Source organism: Polaromonas sp. (assembly GCF_031411155.1).
In the GTDB taxonomy this organism is placed as follows: Bacteria; Pseudomonadota; Gammaproteobacteria; order Burkholderiales; family Burkholderiaceae_C; genus Polaromonas.
On record NZ_JANOAL010000285.1, the window covers coordinates 1 to 18,380 of the forward strand.

Sequence of the window (18,380 nt, forward strand, 5' to 3'; positions counted from 1 at the left end):
GCGCATGGACACCACGCGCGGCCAAAGTGTGGCCGACTGGCTGGCCGATGCATCCATAGAAACCATGACGGAGGTGATTCGTGAATATGGCGAAGAACGGTTTGCTGGGCAGATTGCAAAGGCGATTGATCGTCGCCGACAAGAGCGGGGCCCTCTTCGAGGCACCGCTGAACTGGCCGAAGTCGTGGCTGGCGCGGTCAAAACCCGCGAGCCGGGCAAGGACCCTGCAACGCGCACATTTCAGGCTTTTCGGATTTTCATCAACGCCGAGCTTGAAGAGCTGCAACAGGCGCTAAACGCGTCGCTGAAAGTACTGCAGCCCGGAGGACGTCTGGTGGTGATCAGTTTTCATTCGCTGGAAGACCGCATCGTCAAGCAATTTATTGCCGGCCATTCGCGCGAGGTGTTTGACCGCCGCGCTCCCTTTGCCGCCCCCAAGGCCATGCGGCTCAAGGCCCTGGGACGTACCAAGCCCAGCGATGAGGAAGTGGCCGGCAATCCGCGGTCACGCAGCGCCGTGATGCGGGTGGCTGAGCGCACCGGGGTGGCGGCATGAAGACCATCCGCCCCCAAGTCGCCCGTGCGAGGGCTGGCACATGACCCGTCTGAACCTGGTCCTTCTGCTGGCCGTGGTCGCCAGTGCGCTGTACCTGGTTCGCACCCAGTATGAGTCGCGCCGACTGTTTGTCGAGCTGGAAAGGGTCACGGCCCAGAGCCGGAAACTGGAGACCGAGAACGAGCGCCTGCAGGTGGAAAAACGCGCCCAGGCGACGCCGCTGCGGGTTGAAAAACTTGCGCGCGACCGGTTGCAGATGCGCACGGCCACGCCCGCCATCACGCAGTACGTGAGCTACCAGGAGGGGCCAGCGACTGGCAATGCCGCAGGTGCGTCCCATGAGTAAGAGCATTCTCTACACCTCCAGCCCCTTGCTGGCCAGCAAGACGCCGGTCTGGCGCAGCAAATTCATCGTGGCCGGCATTGCGCTGGCCTTTGCCGGGCTGGCAGGCCGGGCCGCCTACATCCAGTTTTTTGGCAATGAATTCTTTCAGCGCCAGGGCGAGGTCCGGTTTGCGCGAACGCTGGAGCTGCCTGCCAATCGGGGCCGCATTCTGGACCGCAACGGACTGATCCTGGCCTCCAGCGTGCCGGCGCAGAGCATCTGGGCCATTCCAGAAGACGTTGAGGCGAGCAAATCCCAGCTTGCAGAGCTCGCCCGGCTGCTGGAAATCCCCGCCGCCGAGCTGAAGAAAAAGCTGGGTGATGAGGATAAAACCTTTGTCTGGCTCAAGCGCCAGGTGGATGACCCGGTGGCGCAGAAGATTCTTGCGCTCGACATCAAGGGCATCTATCAGCGCAAGGAATACAAGCGCAAGTATCCCGAGGGCGAGGCGGCCGCCCATGTGGTCGGCTTCACCAACGTCGAGGACAGGGGGCAGGAGGGCATTGAGCTGGCCTTTAACAACGATCTGGCCGGCAAGGCGGGCTCCAGGCGGGTGATCAAGGACCGGCTCGGCCGCGTGGTCGAAGGCGTGGGCGAACAGGTGCCGCCGGTGGAAGGCAAGGACATCCAGCTGAGCGTTGACAGCAAGGTGCAGTTTTTTGCCTACCAGAAGCTGCGCGATGCGGTGACCGCGCGCAAGGCCAAGGCCGGCAGCGTGGTGGTGCTCGATGCCATCACCGGCGAAGTGCTGGCGCTGGCCAATTACCCGAGCTACATCCCCGACAAGCGGCAGAACCTGACCGGCGAGCAGCTGCGCAACCGCGCGTTGACCGACACCTTCGAGCCTGGCTCCACGATGAAGCCGATCACGGTGGCGATGGCGCTTGAGGCCGGCCGGATCAAGCCGCAGACCCTCATTGAAACCGGGCCCGGCCGTTTCAGCATTGGGGGCTTCACCATCAGCGACACCCACAACTACGGCACGCTCACGGTCGAGGGCGTGATCCAGAAGTCCAGCAACGTGGGGGCCCTGAAAATCGCGCAGAAGATGAGCCCGCACGAGATGTGGGACACCTACACCGCGCTCGGTTACGGCCAGAAACCGCAGATTCAGTTTCCGGGCGCCGTGACAGGCCGCCTGCGTCCCTGGAAGACCTGGCGTCCGGTGGAGCAGGCCACCATGGCCTATGGCTACGGGCTGTCGGCCTCGCTGTTCCAGATGGCGCATTCCTACACCTCGTTCGCACATGACGGGCAGATCATTCCGGTCACCATGCTCAAGAGCAGCGAGCCGGCCGTGGGCATCAAGGTGTTTTCTGCGGAAAATGCCCACGCGGTGCGACGCATGCTGCAGATGGCCGCGGCCCCCGGCGGCACCGGCCCGCTGGCTCAGACGGTCGGTTATTCGGTCGGCGGCAAGTCGGGCACCGCGCACAAGCAGGTCGGCAAGGGCTACGCCAGCAACAAATACCGCGCCTGGTTCACCGGCATGGCGCCTATCGAGGCGCCGCGCATCATCGTCGCGGTGATGATCGATGAGCCCGGCGATGGCCAGTATTTTGGTGGTGTGGCGGCGGCCCCGGTTTTCAGCGAAGTGGTGCAACAGACGCTGCGCATGATGGGGGTGCAACCCGACATGAGCGTCAAGCCACAAATCGTGACGCAGCCGGTCGAGGAGTCGTTTTGATCACCCAACTCCACACCCCCGCGCAGGCCGCCCGCTGGTTGCGCGAGCGCGTGACCGGCGGGCTCTGGACCGACAGCCGCAAGGTGTCGGCGGGCGACGGCTTTATCGCCTGGCCCGGCGCCGCCACCGATGGCCGGAAGTTTGTCAAGGACGTACTCGCCGCGGGGGCGAAGGCCTGCCTGATCGAGCATGAAGGCAGTGAAGCCTACGCTTTTGCCGATGACAGGGTGGCTGCCTTGGCCGGACTGAAGGCGGCCACCGGGCCGGTTGCCGCGGCCTACTTTGAGGCGCCCAGCCAGCATCTGCAGATAGCCGCGGTGACGGGTACCAACGGCAAGACCACCAGCGCCTGGTGGCTGGCGCAGGCTCTCGGCCGGCTGGGGCGCAAATGCGGCCTTGTCGGCACCCTGGGCATCGGCGAGCCGGGTGCCATGGCCTTCAATGGGTTGACGACACCCGACCCGGTGCTGTTGCAGCAGGCGCTGCGGCGTTTTGTGGATCAGGGTTTTGCCGCCTGCGCGCTGGAAGCCTCGTCCATCGGGCTGGTCGAGCATCGCCTCGACGCGACCCTGGTGCAGCTTGCGCTCTTTACCAACTTCACCCAGGACCACCTCGATTACCACGGCTCCATGGCGTCGTACTGGCAGGCCAAGAGCATGCTGTTTGACTGGCCCGGCCTGAAGGCGGCGGTCGTCAATCTTGACGACGCCAAAGGCGCGGAACTGAGTGCGGCGCTGGCCAACACGGCTTTGGATGTGTGGACAGTGTCCTGCACCGGCCCGGCACGCCTTGAGGCCAGGGACATTCAGCATGATCCGCAGGGGTTGCGTTTCGAGGTGGTCGAAGGCGCCGCGCGGCACAGTCTCTCAACCCGGCTGGTGGGGCAGTACAACGTGTCCAACCTGCTCGGCGTGATCGCCGCCCTGCGCGCCCTGGGCATTGCATTGGGTGACGCGGTGGCGGTGTGTGGCGACTTGCTGCCGGTGCCCGGACGCATGGAAACGCTGGCGGTGGCAGGCCTGCCGCGGGTCGTGATTGACTACGCGCACACGCCGGACGCGCTTGAAAAGGTGCTGGCGGCGCTGGCGCCGCTGGCCCACAGCCGGGGTGGCCAGCTTTGGTGTGTTTTTGGCTGCGGCGGAGACCGGGATGCCGGCAAGCGCCCATTGATGGGCGCCGTGGCCGAGAAAATTGCCGACCAAGTGGTGGTCACCAGTGACAACCCGCGCAATGAAGCGCCACTGGCCATCATTGGCCAGATATTGCTGGGGCTGAGCCACGGCGACGCCGTACATGTCCAGGTGGATCGCGCCGCCGCGATTGCCCATGCGCTGCATCAGGCGCAGCCCAACGATGTGGTGTTGCTGGCCGGCAAGGGACATGAAAACTACCAGGAAATTCATGGCGTCAAACATGCGTTTTCGGACCGCGCGCGGGCTGAGGCCGTGCTGAACGGGATGCTGGCCGCACGCGCCAGTCAGGGGGTTGCGCCATGATGAACCTGCAGCAGGCCATGAACTGGTTGCCAGGGGCCCGGCTGGTGGGTGACGCCAGCCTGACGGCGCAGCGCGTGCACACCGATACCCGCAGCGTGCAGGCCGGCGATCTGTTCGTGGCGCTCAAGGGCGAGCGCTTTGATGCCCATGACTTTCTGGACCGAGCCAAGGCGCAAGGCGCTGTCGCGGCCATTGCCCACCAGGGGCTGGCCGGGGCCGGTTTGCCGGGTCTGGAAGTTGCCGACTCCAGACTCGCACTGGGCCAGCTGGCCGCTGGCTGGCGTTCGCAGTTCAGCCTGCCCCTCATCGCGGTGACGGGCAGCAACGGCAAAACCACGGTCACACAGATGGTGGCATCCATTCTGCGAGCCTGGAAGGCTGGCCAGGCTTTTGCGACCGAGGGCAATCTCAACAACGACATCGGTGTGCCCCTGACGCTGCTGCGTCTGCAGGCATCTCACCAGGTGGCGGTTGTTGAACTGGGCATGAACCATCCGGGCGAAATTGCCTACCTTGCCGCGCTGGCCCGCCCCACCGTGGCCCTGGTCAACAACGCCCAGCGCGAGCACCTTGAATTCATGGCTACGGTCGAAGCCGTGGCGCGGGAAAACGGCTCGGTGTTGCAATCGCTGGCTATTGACGGTACGTCGGTTTTTCCGGCCGATGACGACTACACATCCGTCTGGCGCGAACTGGCCGGCTCCCGCCCAACCCTGACCTTTGCGCTGTCTGGAATTGCTGACGTGACTGCCCGGGCGAACTGGCATGGCGATCATTGGCAGGTCGAGGCCGCCACGCCTGCGGGAGCGCTCAATTTTTCCCTGCACATCGCGGGCCGCCACAACGTCAAGAACGCGCTGGCGGCCACGGCCTGTGCGCTGGCTGCCGGTGTTCCGGAGTCCTGCATCGCCGCCGGACTGTCGGCTTTCCTGCCGGTCAAGGGGCGTTCGCGGGCTATTCCGGTCCATATCGCCGGCCGCATGCTGACCCTGGTGGACGACAGCTACAACGCCAACCCCGATTCCATGCGCGCGGCCATCGACGTTCTGGCGGAGTTGCCGGGGCCCCATCTGCTGGTCATAGGTGACATGGGCGAGGTCGGCGATCAGGGTCCCCAGTTTCATGAGGAAGCCGGTCGGTATGCCCGCCAGCGCGGCATCGAACAGCTTTTCTCGCTGGGAACCCAGTCGGAAAAAGCGGCATTGGCCTTCGGTCCGGCACGCCATTTCAATGACATCGCGGCGCTGTCCACGGCTGTCCTTGCCAGGTTGCCGGCCTTGGGTAGCGTGCTGGTCAAGGGCTCACGCTTCATGAAGATGGAGCGGGTGGTTCAGGCCATCGCGGCTGCCTCACCCCCACAACAAGAAAAAGAGAATTCCGATGCTGCTTAGCCTGGCCCAGTGGCTCCAGACCCTGTCTCCTGAATTCGGATTTTTCAGGGTGTTTCAGTACCTGACGTTTCGCGCCGTGATGGCCGCGCTGACGGCGCTGCTGATCGGCCTGCTGGCCGGGCCCTTCGTGATTCGCCGGCTGGTTTCACTCAAGATCGGCCAGCCGATTCGTGAATACGCGATGCAAACCCATTTGAGCAAGAGCGGCACACCGACCATGGGCGGCGTGCTGATCCTGCTGGCCATTGGCACCTCGACGCTGCTGTGGTTTGACCTGTCCAACCGCTTTGTCTGGATTGTGTTGATCGTCACCCTGGGTTTTGGTGCCATAGGCTGGGCCGATGACTGGCGCAAGGTGGTGCACAAGGACCCGGAAGGCATGCGCTCGCGGGAAAAGTACCTCTGGCAATCGGTGATCGGACTGGTGGCCGCGCTCTACCTGGTGTTCAGCATTTCAGAAAGCTCCAACCTGCGCGTGCTCGAGTTGTTCATCAGCTGGGTGCAGTCAGGCTTTGATGTGAACCTGCCGCCCAAGGCCGGGCTGCTGGTGCCCTTCGTGAAGGAAGTCAGCTATCCGCTGGGGGTCTTCGGCTTTGTGATCCTGACCTATCTGGTGATTGTGGGATCGAGCAATGCCGTCAACCTGACCGATGGGCTCGATGGGCTGGCCATCATGCCGGTGGTCATGGTCGGCTCGGCACTCGGTGTGTTTGCCTACGTCACCGGCAGCTCGGTGTACTCCAAATACCTGCTGTTTCCGCATATTCCCGGTTCTGGGGAGTTGCTGATATTTTGCGCCGCGATGGCCGGTGCCGGGCTGGCATTTTTGTGGTTCAACACCCATCCGGCCCAGGTGTTCATGGGCGATGTCGGTGCGCTGGCACTCGGTGCTGCCCTGGGCACCATCGCGGTCATCGTGCGCCAGGAAATCGTGCTGGCCATCATGGGCGGCATATTCGTGGTCGAGGCCCTGTCCGTGATGATGCAGGTGATGTGGTTCAAGTACACCAAAAGGCGGTTTGGCGAGGGGCGGCGCCTGTTCAGGATGGCTCCGCTGCATCACCATTTCGAGAAGAGTGGCTGGAAGGAGACGCAAGTGGTGGTCCGCTTCTGGATCATCACCATGTTGCTGTGCCTGGTCGGCCTGTCCACGTTGAAACTGCGATGAAACATCTGGCGCATCAAAAAATTCTTGTGCTGGGGCTGGGCGCTTCGGGCCTGGCACTGGCGCGCTGGTGTGTCCGCTGCGGTGCTGATGTGACGGTGGCCGATACGCGGGCCGCCCCCCCGCAGTTGCAGGCGTTGCAGGCGGACGTGCCAGCGGCGCGCTTCGTCAACGCCGCACTGGATGAGGCCTTGCTGGGCGCCGATTCCTTTGACCGGGTGCTCAAGAGTCCCGGTCTGTCGCCGGCGGCGGTCGCTGGCGTCCTCGCTACCGCCCAGGCGCGCGGCATGGCCTGCGGCAACGAGTTGAGCCTGTTCGCGCAGGCGCTGGCTGAGTTGAAGGAAGAGCGGGGCTATGCGCCCCAGGTGATAGCCATCACCGGCACCAACGGCAAGACGACCGTGACCTCGCTGACCGGGCAACTGGTGCAGCGCGCCGGTAAATCCGTGGCCGTGGCGGGCAACATCGGGCCAACGCTGCTCGACACGCTGGCAGAAAAACTCGACGCCCAGACTTTGCCAGAGGTCTGGGTGCTGGAACTGTCGAGCTTTCAGCTTGACCAGGTCAGGAATTTTGAGCCCACGGTGGCGACCGTGCTGAACGTCACGCAGGATCATCTTGACTGGCACGAGACCCTGCCCGCCTATGCCGCCGCCAAGAACCATGTGTACGGCAGCAACGCGGTCATGCTGCTCAATCGCGATGATGCCCTGGTGATGGCGGCCTTGCCGCCGCTGGTCAAGGGTAAACAGCTGCGCACGGTGCTGACCTTTGGCGCCGGCGAGCCGCAGCGCCCTGGCGACTACGGCATTGAAACCGTCAATGGCATGGCCTGGCTGGTGCGGGCGGCCGAGGCCGACGAAACCATCAAGAAAAGACGCCCCCACGCTTCGTTGCCCCCCGAGGGGGCCGTTAGCGTTTTGGGGCGGCCCGGCGTCGCTAGCCGCAATGATGAAGAGGTGGTGCTGCACATCCAGCGCCTGATGCCGCTGGACGCCCTGCGGATTCGCGGCCGCCACAACGCCACCAATGGCCTGGCCGCACTGGGTCTGGCCAGCGCCGCGGGCTGCAGCCTCGCACCCATGCTGCATGGCTTGCGCGAATACCGGGGCGAGCCGCATCGCGTCGAATCGATTGCGGTGCTTAATGAGGTCGAGTATTTTGACGACAGCAAGGGCACCAACGTGGGGGCCACGGTGGCCGCGCTTGCGGGGCTGGGCGCCGAGCGCAAGCTGGTCGTCATTCTGGGCGGCGACGGCAAGGGGCAGGATTTTTCGCCGCTGGCCGAGCCGGTGGCGCGTTATGCGCGGGCCGTCGTGCTGATGGGCCGCGATGCGCCGCAGATCGAGTCGGCTTTGGATGCCAGTCGCGTGCCAATGTCCCGCGCCGCGACCCTGCAGGAGGCGGTGAGCCTGGCCACCGGGCTGGCCCACGCCGGCGATGCCGTGCTGATGTCACCGGCCTGCGCAAGCTTTGACATGTTTGACAACTATGAGCACCGCGCCAAGGTGTTTTGCAATGCGGTGCAGGCGCTGGCGCAAGAGCAGGGGGTGGTGCTGTGAGCGCTACTGCACGTCTTTCAGGCTGGTTCTCCGGCGTCGGCAAAGTCGCGTCGGAAGTGCTGCCGGTGCGCCTGGGCGGCCACAGTCTGTCGCGCGGCCCGGCCAGTCCGGTACGCTTGGCCGGTTTTGATCAGGCATTGGTCTGGGTCACTGTCGCGTTGCTGATGCTGGGCCTGGTCATGGTGTACTCGGCCTCGGTGGCCATGCCTGACAACCCCAAGTTTGCGCGCTACGCCCATACCCACTTTTTGATTCGCCACCTCATGTCCCTGGCGGTGGCCTTTCTGGTCGCGCTCGTGGCGTTTCAGGTGCCTATGGCGACCTGGGAAAAGCTCGCTCCCTGGCTGTTTGTGCTGTCGCTGCTGCTGTTGATCCTGGTGCTCATTCCCTTCATTGGCAAGGGCGTCAATGGCGCGCGCCGCTGGATTTCGCTGGGCTTCATGAACTTTCAGCCTTCCGAGCTGGCCAAGTTTGCGGTGCTCTTGTATGCCGCCGACTACATGGTGCGCAAAATGGAAGTCAAGGAGCGTTTTTTTCGCGCCGTGTTGCCGATGGCGGCCGCCATTGCGGTGGTGGGCGTGCTCCTGCTGGCCGAGCCGGACATGGGCGCCTTCATGGTGATCTCGGTGATTGCCATGGGCATCCTGTTTTTGGGCGGCGTCAATGCCCGCATGTTCTTTGTCATCGCGGCGGTGGTGGTGGTGGCCTTTGGCCTGATGGTGATGCTCAGCGAATGGCGGCGCGAGCGGATTTTTGCCTACCTGGACCCCTGGAGCGACAAGTATTCGATGGGCAAGGGCTACCAGCTTTCGCATTCGCTGATCGCCTTCGGCCGCGGCGAAGTTTTTGGCGTTGGACTGGGTGGCAGCATTGAAAAGCTGCACTGGCTGCCAGAAGCCCATACCGACTTCCTGATGGCGGTGTTGGGTGAGGAGTTCGGCCTGGTGGGCGTGCTGGTGGTGATTGCCCTCTTTATGTGGATGACGCGCCGCATCATGCACATCGGCCGCCAGTCAATCGCACTGGACCGGCTGTTTGCCGGTCTGGTGGCGCAGGGCGTGGGCATCTGGATGGGGTTTCAGACCTTTATCAATATTGGCGTGAATCTGGGCGCCTTGCCGACCAAGGGCCTGACCCTGCCGCTGATGAGTTATGGCGGATCGGCCATTTTGATGAACCTGATTTCGCTGGCGGTGGTGCTGCGTATCGATTATGAGAACCGACTGCTGATGCGCGGAGGCCGGGCATGAGCAAGCAGTCCTGCGCATTGATCATGGCCGGCGGCACCGGTGGCCATATCTTTCCGGGCCTGGCCGTGGCCGAAGCCTTGCGTGAGCGCGGCTGGCGGGTGCACTGGCTGGGTGGCCGGGGCAATGCGGAGCATCCCAGCATGGAAAGCCAGTTGGTGCCGCCGCGCGGCTTTGCCTTCGAGACCATTGATTTCTCCGGCGTACGCGGCAAGGGCCCGGTCACGCTGGCGTTTTTGCCGATGCGCCTGCTGAAGGCCTTCTGGCAAAGCATTCAGGTGGTGCGGCGCGTCAAGCCCGACGTGGTGGTGGGCCTGGGCGGCTACATCACCTTTCCGGCCGGCATGATGAGCGTGCTGCTGGGCAAGCCGCTGGTGCTGCATGAACAAAATTCGGTGGCCGGCATGGTCAACAAGGTGCTGGCCGGGGTCGCCGATCGTGTTTTTACCGCCTTCCCCGGTGCGCTCAAGAAGGCCGAATGGGTCGGCAACCCGCTGCGTCCTGCCTTCACCATCCAGGCCGATCCGGTGGCCCGCTTCGCTGGCCGAAGCGGCCCGCTGAACTTGCTGGTGGTGGGCGGCAGCCTGGGCGCCAAAGCCCTCAATGAACTGGTCCCCAAGGCGCTTGCCCTGATTCCGGTTACCGGGCGCCCGCAGGTCACGCATCAAAGCGGTGCACGGCAGCTTGACGAGTTGCGTTCCAATTACGAAGCTGCTGGCGTTCGCGCAGAACTCACGCCCTTTATCGAAGACACGGCCCAGGCCTTTGCCGATGCCGACCTGGTGATTTGCCGGGCCGGCGCCAGCACGGTGACGGAAATCGCGGCCGTCGGCGCGGCGGCACTCTTCGTGCCGTTTCCGTCTGCAGTGGATGACCACCAGACCCGCAACGCTGAATTTCTGGTGGCACAGGGCGGCGGTCTGCTGATCCAGCAACGCGATTTGACCGCTGCGTTGCTTGCCGAAATGCTACAAAAAACAGAGCGCTCAACGCTTGTCCAGATTGGGCTGAAGGCCAAATCCATGCAAAAAATTGATGCCACGGCGCGTGTTGTGGCTGCCTGCGAGGAACTTGCGACATGAAACACGCCATCAAGAATATTCACTTCATCGGTATGGGCGGCTCCGGCATGTCGGGTATTGCCGAGGTGCTGCACAACCTGGGTTATGTCATTTCGGGCTCCGACCTGTCGGACAGTTCGACGCTGCGCCGTCTGGCCAAACTCGGCATCAAAACCTTTGTCGGTCACGCCGCCAGCAATCTGGCCACGGTCGATGCGGTGGTGACATCCACCGCGGTGCAGGCCGACAACCCCGAAGTGCTGGCGGCGCGCGAAAAGCATATTCCGGTGGTGCCGCGCGCCCTGATGCTGGCCGAGTTGATGCGTCTCAAGCAGGGCATTGCGATTGCCGGCACGCACGGCAAAACCACCACCACCAGCCTGGTGGCCAGCATCCTGGCCGAGGCTGGCCTGGACCCGACCTATGTGATTGGCGGGCGCCTGAACAGCGCCGGCGCCAATGCCAAGCTGGGGGCGGGCGACTACATCGTGGTCGAGGCCGATGAGTCCGATGCGTCCTTCCTGAACCTGCTGCCGGTGATGGCGGTGGTCACCAATATCGATGCCGATCACATGGAAACCTACGGCCATGATTTCGGCAATCTCAAGAAGGCCTTTGTCGACTTTTTGCACCGCATGCCGTTTTATGGCACGGCGATCTTGTGCACCGACGACGCCGCCGTGCGCGAGATCGTGCCCCAAGTCTCCTGCCCCATCACGAGTTACGGTTTTGGCGAGGACGCACAGGTCCGCGCCGTCAATGTGCGGCCGGTCGGATCTCAGATGCATTTCACGGCGCAACGGCGCAATGGAGTGACCCTGCCCGATCTGGACGTGGTATTGAACCTGGCGGGTGAACACAACGTGCTCAATGCCTTGTCGGCGATTGCGGTGGCGGTTGAACTCAATGTGTCCGACGCCGCGGTGCAAAAAGCGTTGGCCGAATTCAGGGGCGTGGGCCGGCGCTTTCAAAGTTATGGCGAGGTTCCCGCCAAGGACGGCGGCCATTTCACCGTCATCGAAGACTACGGCCATCACCCGGTCGAGATGGCGGCCACGCTGGCGGCCGCGCGCGGCGCCTTTCCGGGCCGCAGGCTGGTGCTGGCGTTCCAGCCGCATCGTTACTCGCGCACCCGCGACTGTTTTGAGGACTTCGTCAAGGTCATAGGCCAGGCCGATGCCGTGCTGCTGGCTGAGGTCTACGCCGCCGGCGAGACGCCGATTGTCGCGGCGGACGGCCGCGCGCTGGCCCGGGCCCTGCGCGTGGCGGGCAAGGTGGAGCCGGTGTTCATCGATCAGATCGACGACCTGCCACAAGCCATTCTGGACAACGCCCTGGGCGGCGATGTGCTGCTTTGCATGGGGGCCGGATCGATTGGGCTGGTGCCCGGAAAAATTGTCGATACTTTTCAAACTACCGGGAGCGGCACGCTCCCAGGACAATGAGCATGAGTCAGACCATTTCAGATTTTGGCAAGGTGGCGGTTCTGATGGGCGGCCGCTCAGCCGAGCGCGAGGTGTCGCTGATGTCGGGCCAGGGCGTGTTGCAGGCGCTGCGCGCGCGCGGCATTGATGCGCACGCCTTTGACCCGGCCGAGCGCGACCTCGGCGAACTCAAAAAAGACGGATTTGCCCGCTGCTTTATCGCCTTGCATGGCCGCTTTGGCGAAGACGGCACGGTTCAGGGCGCGCTGGAGTTGCTGGGCATTCCCTACACCGGCTCCGGCGTCATGGCATCGAGCATGGCCATCGACAAGGTCATGACCAAGCGCGTGATGCTGTCCGAAGGCCTGCCCACCCCCCGGTACGCGCTGTTGCGCCAGGGCGGCTATGACAGCGCCGCCGTGGACGCCATTCCCGAGCTGTTGGGCCTGCCGCTGATTGTGAAGCCGGCGCGCGAAGGCTCGTCCATCGGCCTGAGCAAGGTGACTGAGCGCGCCGCCATGGCGAGCGCGGTAGCCCAGGCCGAAAAGCTCGATGCCGACATCCTGTGCGAGCAGTTTGTCAGCGGCGACGAGGTCACTTGCCCGGTGCTGGGCAGCGGCGCCGAGGCACGCGCCCTGCCGGTCATCCGCATCGTGGCGCCCGACGGCAACTACGACTACCAGAACAAGTACTTCACCGATACCACGCAGTATCTGGTGCCCTGCGGCCTGCCCGAAGGCGAGGAAGCGGCCATCCAGCAACTGGTGCTGCAGGCCTACCGCACCCTCAACTGCCGCGGCTGGGCACGCGCCGACGTGATGATAGACCGGCAGACCCGCAAGCCCTACCTGCTTGAAATCAATACCTCTCCCGGCATGACCAGCCATTCGCTGGTGCCCATGTCGGCCCGCGCGGCCGGCATTTCCTACGAGGACCTGTGCATCGAGGTGCTCGGCACGGCGGCGCTTGACCATCAAGTCACCAAGGGGACGACCACTTGAGACGCAGCCTGCCACTGCCAACGCCCGCGCCATTGCCGCTGGACATCAAGCTCATGAACGCCCTGACGGTGGTGTTGAGCCTGGTGTTTGCGGCCATGCTGCTGGCGCTGGCCGTGGCCTGGTTGATGCGCCAATCGGTGTTCAACCTGAGCGCCATCCGGGTGCAGGGCGACCTGGCGCACAGCAACGCAGCGACCCTGCGTGCCAACGTGACCCCCAAACTGGCGGGCAATTTTTTTACCGCCGACCTGGAAACCACCCGCTCGGCCTTCGAGGCCGTGCCCTGGGTGCGCCAGGCCGTGGTGCAGCGCGAATTCCCGAACCGCCTCAAGGTGGTGTTGCAGGAGCATCAGGCCATTGCCTTTTGGGACAAGGAGGGCGACGCCCATCTGGTCAACAGCTTCGGCGAAGTGTTTGAAGCCAACCAGGGCGATACGGAAGCCGAGGACCTGCCGCTGCTCAACGGGCCGCAGGGGCAGGCTGCCCTGGTTCTGCAGGCCTACCAGTTGCTGGCGCCGATGTTTGAAGAGATTGACGCGGTGCTGGAGCAGCTCGAACTGAGTGGGCAGGGCGGCTGGCGGGCCCGGCTGGACAGCGGCGCCGCCATTGAACTGGGCCATGGCTCGTTTGACGAACTGCAGGCGCGCACCCGCCGCTTCATCGCGACGCTGACGCAGGTTTCCTCGCGCTATGGCCGCGACCTGGAGTCGGCCGACCTGCGTTATGGCAACGGTTATGCAATCAAGCTCAGAGGCGTCACCACCGTGAATGCGGCTGACAAAGAGGACAAGAAAGTGAAGAGGTAGATAGATGGCCAAAGAGTACAAAGATCTGGTGGTGGGGCTGGACATTGGAACCAGCAAGGTGATGGCCGTGGTGGCCGAGGTCATGCCCGGCGGCGAGCTCAAGCTGGCCGGTCTGGGCATTGCCGCCAGCAATGGGCTCAAGCGCGGCGTGGTGGTCAACATTGATGCCACGGTGCAAAGCATCCAGCAGGCGCTCAAAGAGGCCGAGCTGATGGCCGACTGCAAGATTGCGCGGGTCTACACCGGCATCACCGGCAGCCATATCCGCGGCATCAATTCCAGCGGCATGGTGGCGGTCAAGGACAAGGAAGTCACCCAGGCCGACGTGGCGCGCGTGATCGAGACCGCCAAGGCCATCAACATCTCGACCGACCAGCGCCTGCTGCTGGTCGAGCCCCAGGAGTTCGTGATTGACGGCCAGGATGTGCGCGAACCCATCGGCATGAGCGGTATCCGGCTGGAGGCCAAGGTTCACATCGTCACCGGCGCCCAAAGCGCGGCGGAAAACATCATCAAGTGTGTGCGCCGCTGCGGGCTCGAAGTCGACCAGCTGATGCTCAATCCGCTGGCTTCCAGCCTGGCCGTGCTGACGCAGGACGAGCAGGAGCTGGGGGTGGCGCTGGTCGACATTGGCGCCGGCACCACCGATGTCGCCATCTTCACCGGCGGCGCGATTCGCCACACCGCGGTGATACCGATTGCCGGCGACCTGATCACCAGCGACATCGCCATGGCCCTGCGCACGCCCACCAAGGATGCCGAGGACATCAAGGTCGAAAGCGGCTACGCCAAGCAGCTGCTGGCCGACCCGGACACCCAGGTCGAGGTGCCGGGGCTGGGCGACCGCGCGCCCCGCATGCTCAGCAAACAGGCGCTGGCCGGCGTGATCGAGCCGCGTGTGGAAGAGATTTTCTCGCTGGTGCAGCAGGTCATTCGCGAGTCGGGCTACGAAGAAGTGCTGTCGTCCGGCATTGTCATCACCGGTGGCAGCGCGGTCATGCCGGGCATGGTCGAGCTGGGCGAGGACATCTTCCTCAAGCCGGTGCGGCGCGGCATACCGCGGTATTCCAGCGCGCTGTCCGACATGGTGGCCCAGGCGAGGGCCGCCACCGTGATGGGTCTGCTCGAAGAAGCCCGGCTGGCCCGCATGCGTGGCTACAAGGTGGCGCAAAAGGCAGGCACGGTGCACAACGCTTTTGGCCGGGTCAAAGACTGGTTCGTGGGTAATTTCTGAAAGTCCGCCAATGAACAACTTCTCCAGCTTCATTCGTCGTTCTTGCCGTAGCACCCACTGCGGAGGCGCAGACCCGCCTGCCTGACGGGTCATGTCAAGCATAAAAACATTCTTAATAATTTTTGGCAACTGCAATTTACTGATAGGAGGCTCCCCATGAGCATCGAAATGATTGAAATCGAAGAGTTCAACCAAGGCACCCAGATCAAGGTGATCGGTGTCGGCGGCGGCGGCGGCAACGCGGTCGGCCACATGATTGACTGCGGCGTGCAGGGCGTCGAATTCATCTGCGCCAACACCGATGCGCAGGCGCTCAGCCGCGGCGCCGCGCACAAGACGATCCAGCTCGGCGGCAGCGGCCTGGGCGCAGGCAGCAAGCCCGACAAGGGGCGGGACGCGGCCGAACTGGCGGTCGATGACATCCGCAGCGCGATTGACGGCGCGCACAGGCTGTTCATCACGGCCGGCATGGGCGGCGGCACCGGCACCGGCGCGGCACCCGTGATTGCCCGCGTGGCCAAGGAAATGGGCATTTTGACGGTCGGTGTGGTGACCAAGCCTTTCGAGTTTGAGGGCGGGCGCCGCATGACCAATGCCGACCTCGGCCTGGCCGAGCTCGAAGCCAATGTCGACTCGCTGATTGTGGTGCTCAACGAAAAGCTGCTCGAAGTGCTGGGCGACGACGTGACCCAGGACGAGGCCTTTGCCCATGCCAACGACGTGCTGAAAAACGCCGTTGGCGGTATTGCCGAAATCATCAATGTGCCCGGCCATGTCAATGTTGACTTCGAGGACGTGCGCACCGTGATGGGCGAGCCCGGCAAGGCCATGATGGGCACGGCCAAGGCCAACGGCCCGGATCGCGCACGCATCGCGGCCGAGCAAGCCGTGGCCTGCCCGCTGCTCGAAGGCATCGACCTGTCGGGCGCCAAGGGTGTGCTGGTGCTGATCACCGCGGCCAAGGGCTCCCTCAAGCTGAGCGAGTCCAAACTGGCGATGAACACCATCCGCGCCTACGCCTCGCCCGATGCGCATGTGATTTACGGCACGGCCTATGACGACGAACTCGGTGACGAGATTCGTGTGACGGTCGTGGCCACCGGCCTGAGCCGTCAGGGCGTGCGCCGCCAGGCGCAGCCGCTGCAGGTGCTGCGCACCGGCACCGACAACGTGCCTTTCAATGTGCCAACGCTCAACGCCATGTCCGGCGCGGCCAGCGTTTCGCCAGGCGGCATGGGCAGCACCCAGCCCGACTACGGCAACATGAGCGTGCCCAGCGTGTGGCGCACCAACCGCACCCAGGCGGCGGCCAAGGTCGATGCGCTGGCCTCGGGCGGCATGGATGATTTCGAGATTCCGGCCTTTCTGCGCAAGCAGGCGGATTGAGCGCGGTCTCGGGCTTTGGTCGACAGGGAATGGCGGATGACCGTGCTTTACGCACGGTTCATCCGCCCTCCTTAAAATGACGCCATGCTCGCGCAAAGAACCCTCAAATCACTGACCCGGGCCGTGGGCGTGGGCCTGCACAGCGGTCAGCGGGTGGAGCTGACCCTGCGCCCGGCTGCGCCCGACACCGGCATCGTGTTTCGGCGCGTGGACCTGCCGCAGCCGGTCGATATCGTGATCTCGGCGCAGGCCGTGACCGACACCCGGCTGGCCTCCACCATCTCCAGTGGCAGTGCCAAGGTGCACACTGTCGAGCACCTGATGTCGGCCTGCGCCGGCCTCGGCATCGACAACCTCTATGTGGACATCACGGCAGAAGAGGTGCCGATTCTGGATGGCTCGGCCTCTTCGTTTGTGTTTTTGCTGCAGTCCGCCGGCATTGCGCTGCAGGCGGCGCCCAAGCGCTTTGTCCGCGTGATCAAGCCGGTGGAAGTGCGCGAGGGCGAGGGCGCCAACGTCAAGTGGGCGCGCCTGAGCCCCTACGAAGGCTACAAGCTCAGCTTTGAGATCGACTTTGACCACCCGGCCGTGGACTCCACCGGCCAGCGCGTTGAATTCGACATGGGCTCGGGTTCCTACAGCCGCGACATCGCCAGGGCCCGCACCTTTGGCTTCACCAAGGACGTGGAGATGATGCGGGCCAACGGCCTGGCGCTGGGTGGCGGGCTCGACAACGCCATCGTCATGGACGACTACAAGGTGCTCAACAGCGATGGTCTGCGCTACAACGACGAGTTTGTGAAGCACAAAATCCTCGATGCCATGGGCGACCTTTACCTGCTGGGCAAGCCGCTGCTGGCGGCCTACAGCGCTTTTCGCTCCGGCCATGCCATGAACAACAAGCTGCTGCGCGAGCTGCTGCAGCACCAGGACGCTTACGAAATCGTCACGTTTGACGATGAAAAGCGCGCCCCCCAAGGCTTTGCCACGCTAGCGCGCGCCTGGTAGCGTGGCGAGCTGACGCCCGGATCGCCATCGTGCTGCTTTTTCGCTGGATCGTCCTGCTGCTGTTGCTGGCGGCCGCCGTGTGTTTCATGTTTTATGCCGGCACCGGACAAGCCCGCTTCAAGCTCTATGGCCTGACCATCCTCAAGTGGACCATGATTGCCGCCTTCGGATTTTTTGCCGTGCTGATTCTGGAGCGCGTGGCCTGAGGGCGTGGCGGCCGGCCAGCGCGCCGTCGTGAGGAACGCAATCAGCCCGGCAGCTTCGCTGCAAGCACGTCGACCTGTTCGATGACCGGCGCCTGGGCCAGCAGTTCCGGCGCCTTGGCCATCAAGGCCGCAGCGATCTGGCCGCCCAGGTGGGCCTGGCGCCCCGTGTCGTCGGCAAAGGCATCAAAAATTCCGAAAGACGAGGGGCCGAACTTCAGCGCAAACCAGACCGGGGTGCTGGCTTCCTGGTTGGCCAGCGGCAGCGCGCTTTCCAGAAAGGCGGCGACTTCGGCTTCCTTGCCGGGCTTGGCCTCGAGGCGAACCGCCAATGCGACACGTACCATGATGAACTCCTTGGCTGGTGGGTGAAGCCGTCATTGTGGAGAGAAAAACGCAGTTCCGGTAGTGGCGGGCAGGCCATTGGGCTACCGTTCGTCGCCCGGCGCATGCCTGCGGCGCGGCTTTGGAGGTGGCGCGTCAGTGGTGGCGGCCGGCCTTGTACGAGGCGCTGGACGTGGGCTTGAGCGCGCTGGCCGCCGCCAGCAGGGCGGCCGAAGGTCCGACATGGGCGTGGGTAATGGCCAGCCCGAGCGCGTCGGCCGCATCCTTGCCGGGCAGCGCCGGCAGCTTGAGCAGGCGCATGACCATTTGCTGGACCTCGCTTTTGCCGGCCTTGCCATAGCCTGCCACGGCCTTTTTCATTTGCAGCGCGGTGTATTCGGCCACCGGCAAATCGCTGGACACCAGCGCCGTGACGCAGGCGCC

Annotated in this window: 18 protein-coding genes; 16 read left to right on the forward strand and 2 right to left on the reverse strand. The window is 64.1% G+C overall.

The features are described 5' to 3' along the window. From rsmH to RMO23_RS16890, 16 genes are all read left to right on the forward strand, one after another. Positions 1 to 556 (forward strand): 16S rRNA (cytosine(1402)-N(4))-methyltransferase RsmH (gene rsmH / locus RMO23_RS16815; protein ID WP_309683847.1); only part of this gene is annotated, 556 nt, incomplete at its 5' end. Between the two features lie 40 nt (positions 557 to 596). After that, positions 597 to 902 carry a cell division protein FtsL gene (gene ftsL / locus RMO23_RS16820; RefSeq protein WP_309683849.1) on the forward strand — a complete coding sequence of 102 codons (306 nt, stop codon included), beginning with the start codon at positions 597 to 599 and terminating at the stop codon, positions 900 to 902. Beyond that, entirely contained in the window at positions 895 to 2,628 is a 1,734-nt protein-coding gene (locus tag RMO23_RS16825; RefSeq protein ID WP_309683851.1) for a penicillin-binding protein 2, read from the forward strand. Before ftsL ends, RMO23_RS16825 begins: the two co-directional genes overlap by 8 nt. Then, positions 2,625 to 4,124 (forward strand): UDP-N-acetylmuramoyl-L-alanyl-D-glutamate--2,6-diaminopimelate ligase, encoded by a 1,500-nt coding sequence (locus tag RMO23_RS16830; protein ID WP_309683853.1) that lies wholly within the window; start codon positions 2,625 to 2,627, stop codon positions 4,122 to 4,124. The genes RMO23_RS16825 and RMO23_RS16830 overlap by 4 nt, the downstream gene beginning before the upstream one ends. Next, a complete protein-coding gene (murF, locus tag RMO23_RS16835) occupies positions 4,121 to 5,515 on the forward strand; it encodes a UDP-N-acetylmuramoyl-tripeptide--D-alanyl-D-alanine ligase (protein WP_309683855.1) in 1,395 nt (464 codons plus the stop codon). Before RMO23_RS16830 ends, murF begins: the two co-directional genes overlap by 4 nt. Continuing rightward, positions 5,505 to 6,683 carry a phospho-N-acetylmuramoyl-pentapeptide-transferase gene (gene mraY, locus RMO23_RS16840; protein ID WP_309683857.1) on the forward strand — a complete coding sequence of 393 codons (1,179 nt, stop codon included), beginning with the start codon at positions 5,505 to 5,507 and terminating at the stop codon, positions 6,681 to 6,683. Before murF ends, mraY begins: the two co-directional genes overlap by 11 nt. Further along, positions 6,680 to 8,242: a UDP-N-acetylmuramoyl-L-alanine--D-glutamate ligase gene (murD, locus tag RMO23_RS16845; protein WP_309683858.1), complete on the forward strand. Its 1,563-nt coding sequence runs from the start codon at positions 6,680 to 6,682 to the stop codon at positions 8,240 to 8,242. The genes mraY and murD overlap by 4 nt, the downstream gene beginning before the upstream one ends. Then, positions 8,239 to 9,492 carry a putative lipid II flippase FtsW gene (gene ftsW, locus RMO23_RS16850; RefSeq protein WP_309683859.1) on the forward strand — a complete coding sequence of 418 codons (1,254 nt, stop codon included), beginning with the start codon at positions 8,239 to 8,241 and terminating at the stop codon, positions 9,490 to 9,492. The genes murD and ftsW overlap by 4 nt, the downstream gene beginning before the upstream one ends. Beyond that, a complete protein-coding gene (murG, locus tag RMO23_RS16855; protein WP_309683860.1) occupies positions 9,489 to 10,571 on the forward strand; it encodes an undecaprenyldiphospho-muramoylpentapeptide beta-N-acetylglucosaminyltransferase in 1,083 nt (360 codons plus the stop codon). The genes ftsW and murG overlap by 4 nt, the downstream gene beginning before the upstream one ends. After that, the gene (murC, locus tag RMO23_RS16860; protein ID WP_309683862.1) at positions 10,568 to 11,995 is read left to right on the forward strand and encodes a UDP-N-acetylmuramate--L-alanine ligase; all 1,428 of its coding nucleotides are present in this window, start codon (positions 10,568 to 10,570) and stop codon (positions 11,993 to 11,995) included. The genes murG and murC overlap by 4 nt, the downstream gene beginning before the upstream one ends. 2 nt (positions 11,996 to 11,997) lie before the next feature. Next, the gene (locus RMO23_RS16865) at positions 11,998 to 12,975 is read left to right on the forward strand and encodes a D-alanine--D-alanine ligase (RefSeq protein WP_309683864.1); all 978 of its coding nucleotides are present in this window, start codon (positions 11,998 to 12,000) and stop codon (positions 12,973 to 12,975) included. Continuing rightward, positions 12,972 to 13,781, forward strand: a complete 810-nt coding sequence (locus tag RMO23_RS16870) for a cell division protein FtsQ/DivIB (protein ID WP_309683866.1) — start codon at positions 12,972 to 12,974, stop codon at positions 13,779 to 13,781. Before RMO23_RS16865 ends, RMO23_RS16870 begins: the two co-directional genes overlap by 4 nt. Before the next feature lie 4 nt (positions 13,782 to 13,785). After that, complete coding sequence (gene ftsA, locus RMO23_RS16875) at positions 13,786 to 15,015, forward strand: cell division protein FtsA (protein ID WP_309683868.1); 1,230 nt, start codon at positions 13,786 to 13,788, stop codon at positions 15,013 to 15,015. Between the two features lie 156 nt (positions 15,016 to 15,171). Beyond that, complete coding sequence (ftsZ, locus tag RMO23_RS16880; protein ID WP_309683870.1) at positions 15,172 to 16,401, forward strand: cell division protein FtsZ; 1,230 nt, start codon at positions 15,172 to 15,174, stop codon at positions 16,399 to 16,401. Between the two features lie 84 nt (positions 16,402 to 16,485). After that, entirely contained in the window at positions 16,486 to 17,409 is a 924-nt protein-coding gene (lpxC, locus tag RMO23_RS16885; RefSeq protein WP_309683872.1) for a UDP-3-O-acyl-N-acetylglucosamine deacetylase, read from the forward strand. Positions 17,410 to 17,438: 29 nt separating this feature from the next. Continuing rightward, positions 17,439 to 17,615 (forward strand): hypothetical protein, encoded by a 177-nt coding sequence (locus tag RMO23_RS16890; protein ID WP_309683874.1) that lies wholly within the window; start codon positions 17,439 to 17,441, stop codon positions 17,613 to 17,615. A gap of 41 nt (positions 17,616 to 17,656) precedes the next feature. Here the strand turns inward: RMO23_RS16890 and RMO23_RS16895 are convergent, their stop codons facing one another. Beyond that, a complete protein-coding gene (locus tag RMO23_RS16895) occupies positions 17,657 to 17,959 on the reverse strand; it encodes an antibiotic biosynthesis monooxygenase (RefSeq protein ID WP_309683876.1) in 303 nt (100 codons plus the stop codon). Between the two features lie 133 nt (positions 17,960 to 18,092). After that, positions 18,093 to 18,380: crossover junction endodeoxyribonuclease RuvC (locus RMO23_RS16900; RefSeq protein ID WP_309683878.1), on the reverse strand; the 288-nt coding region annotated here is incomplete at its 5' end.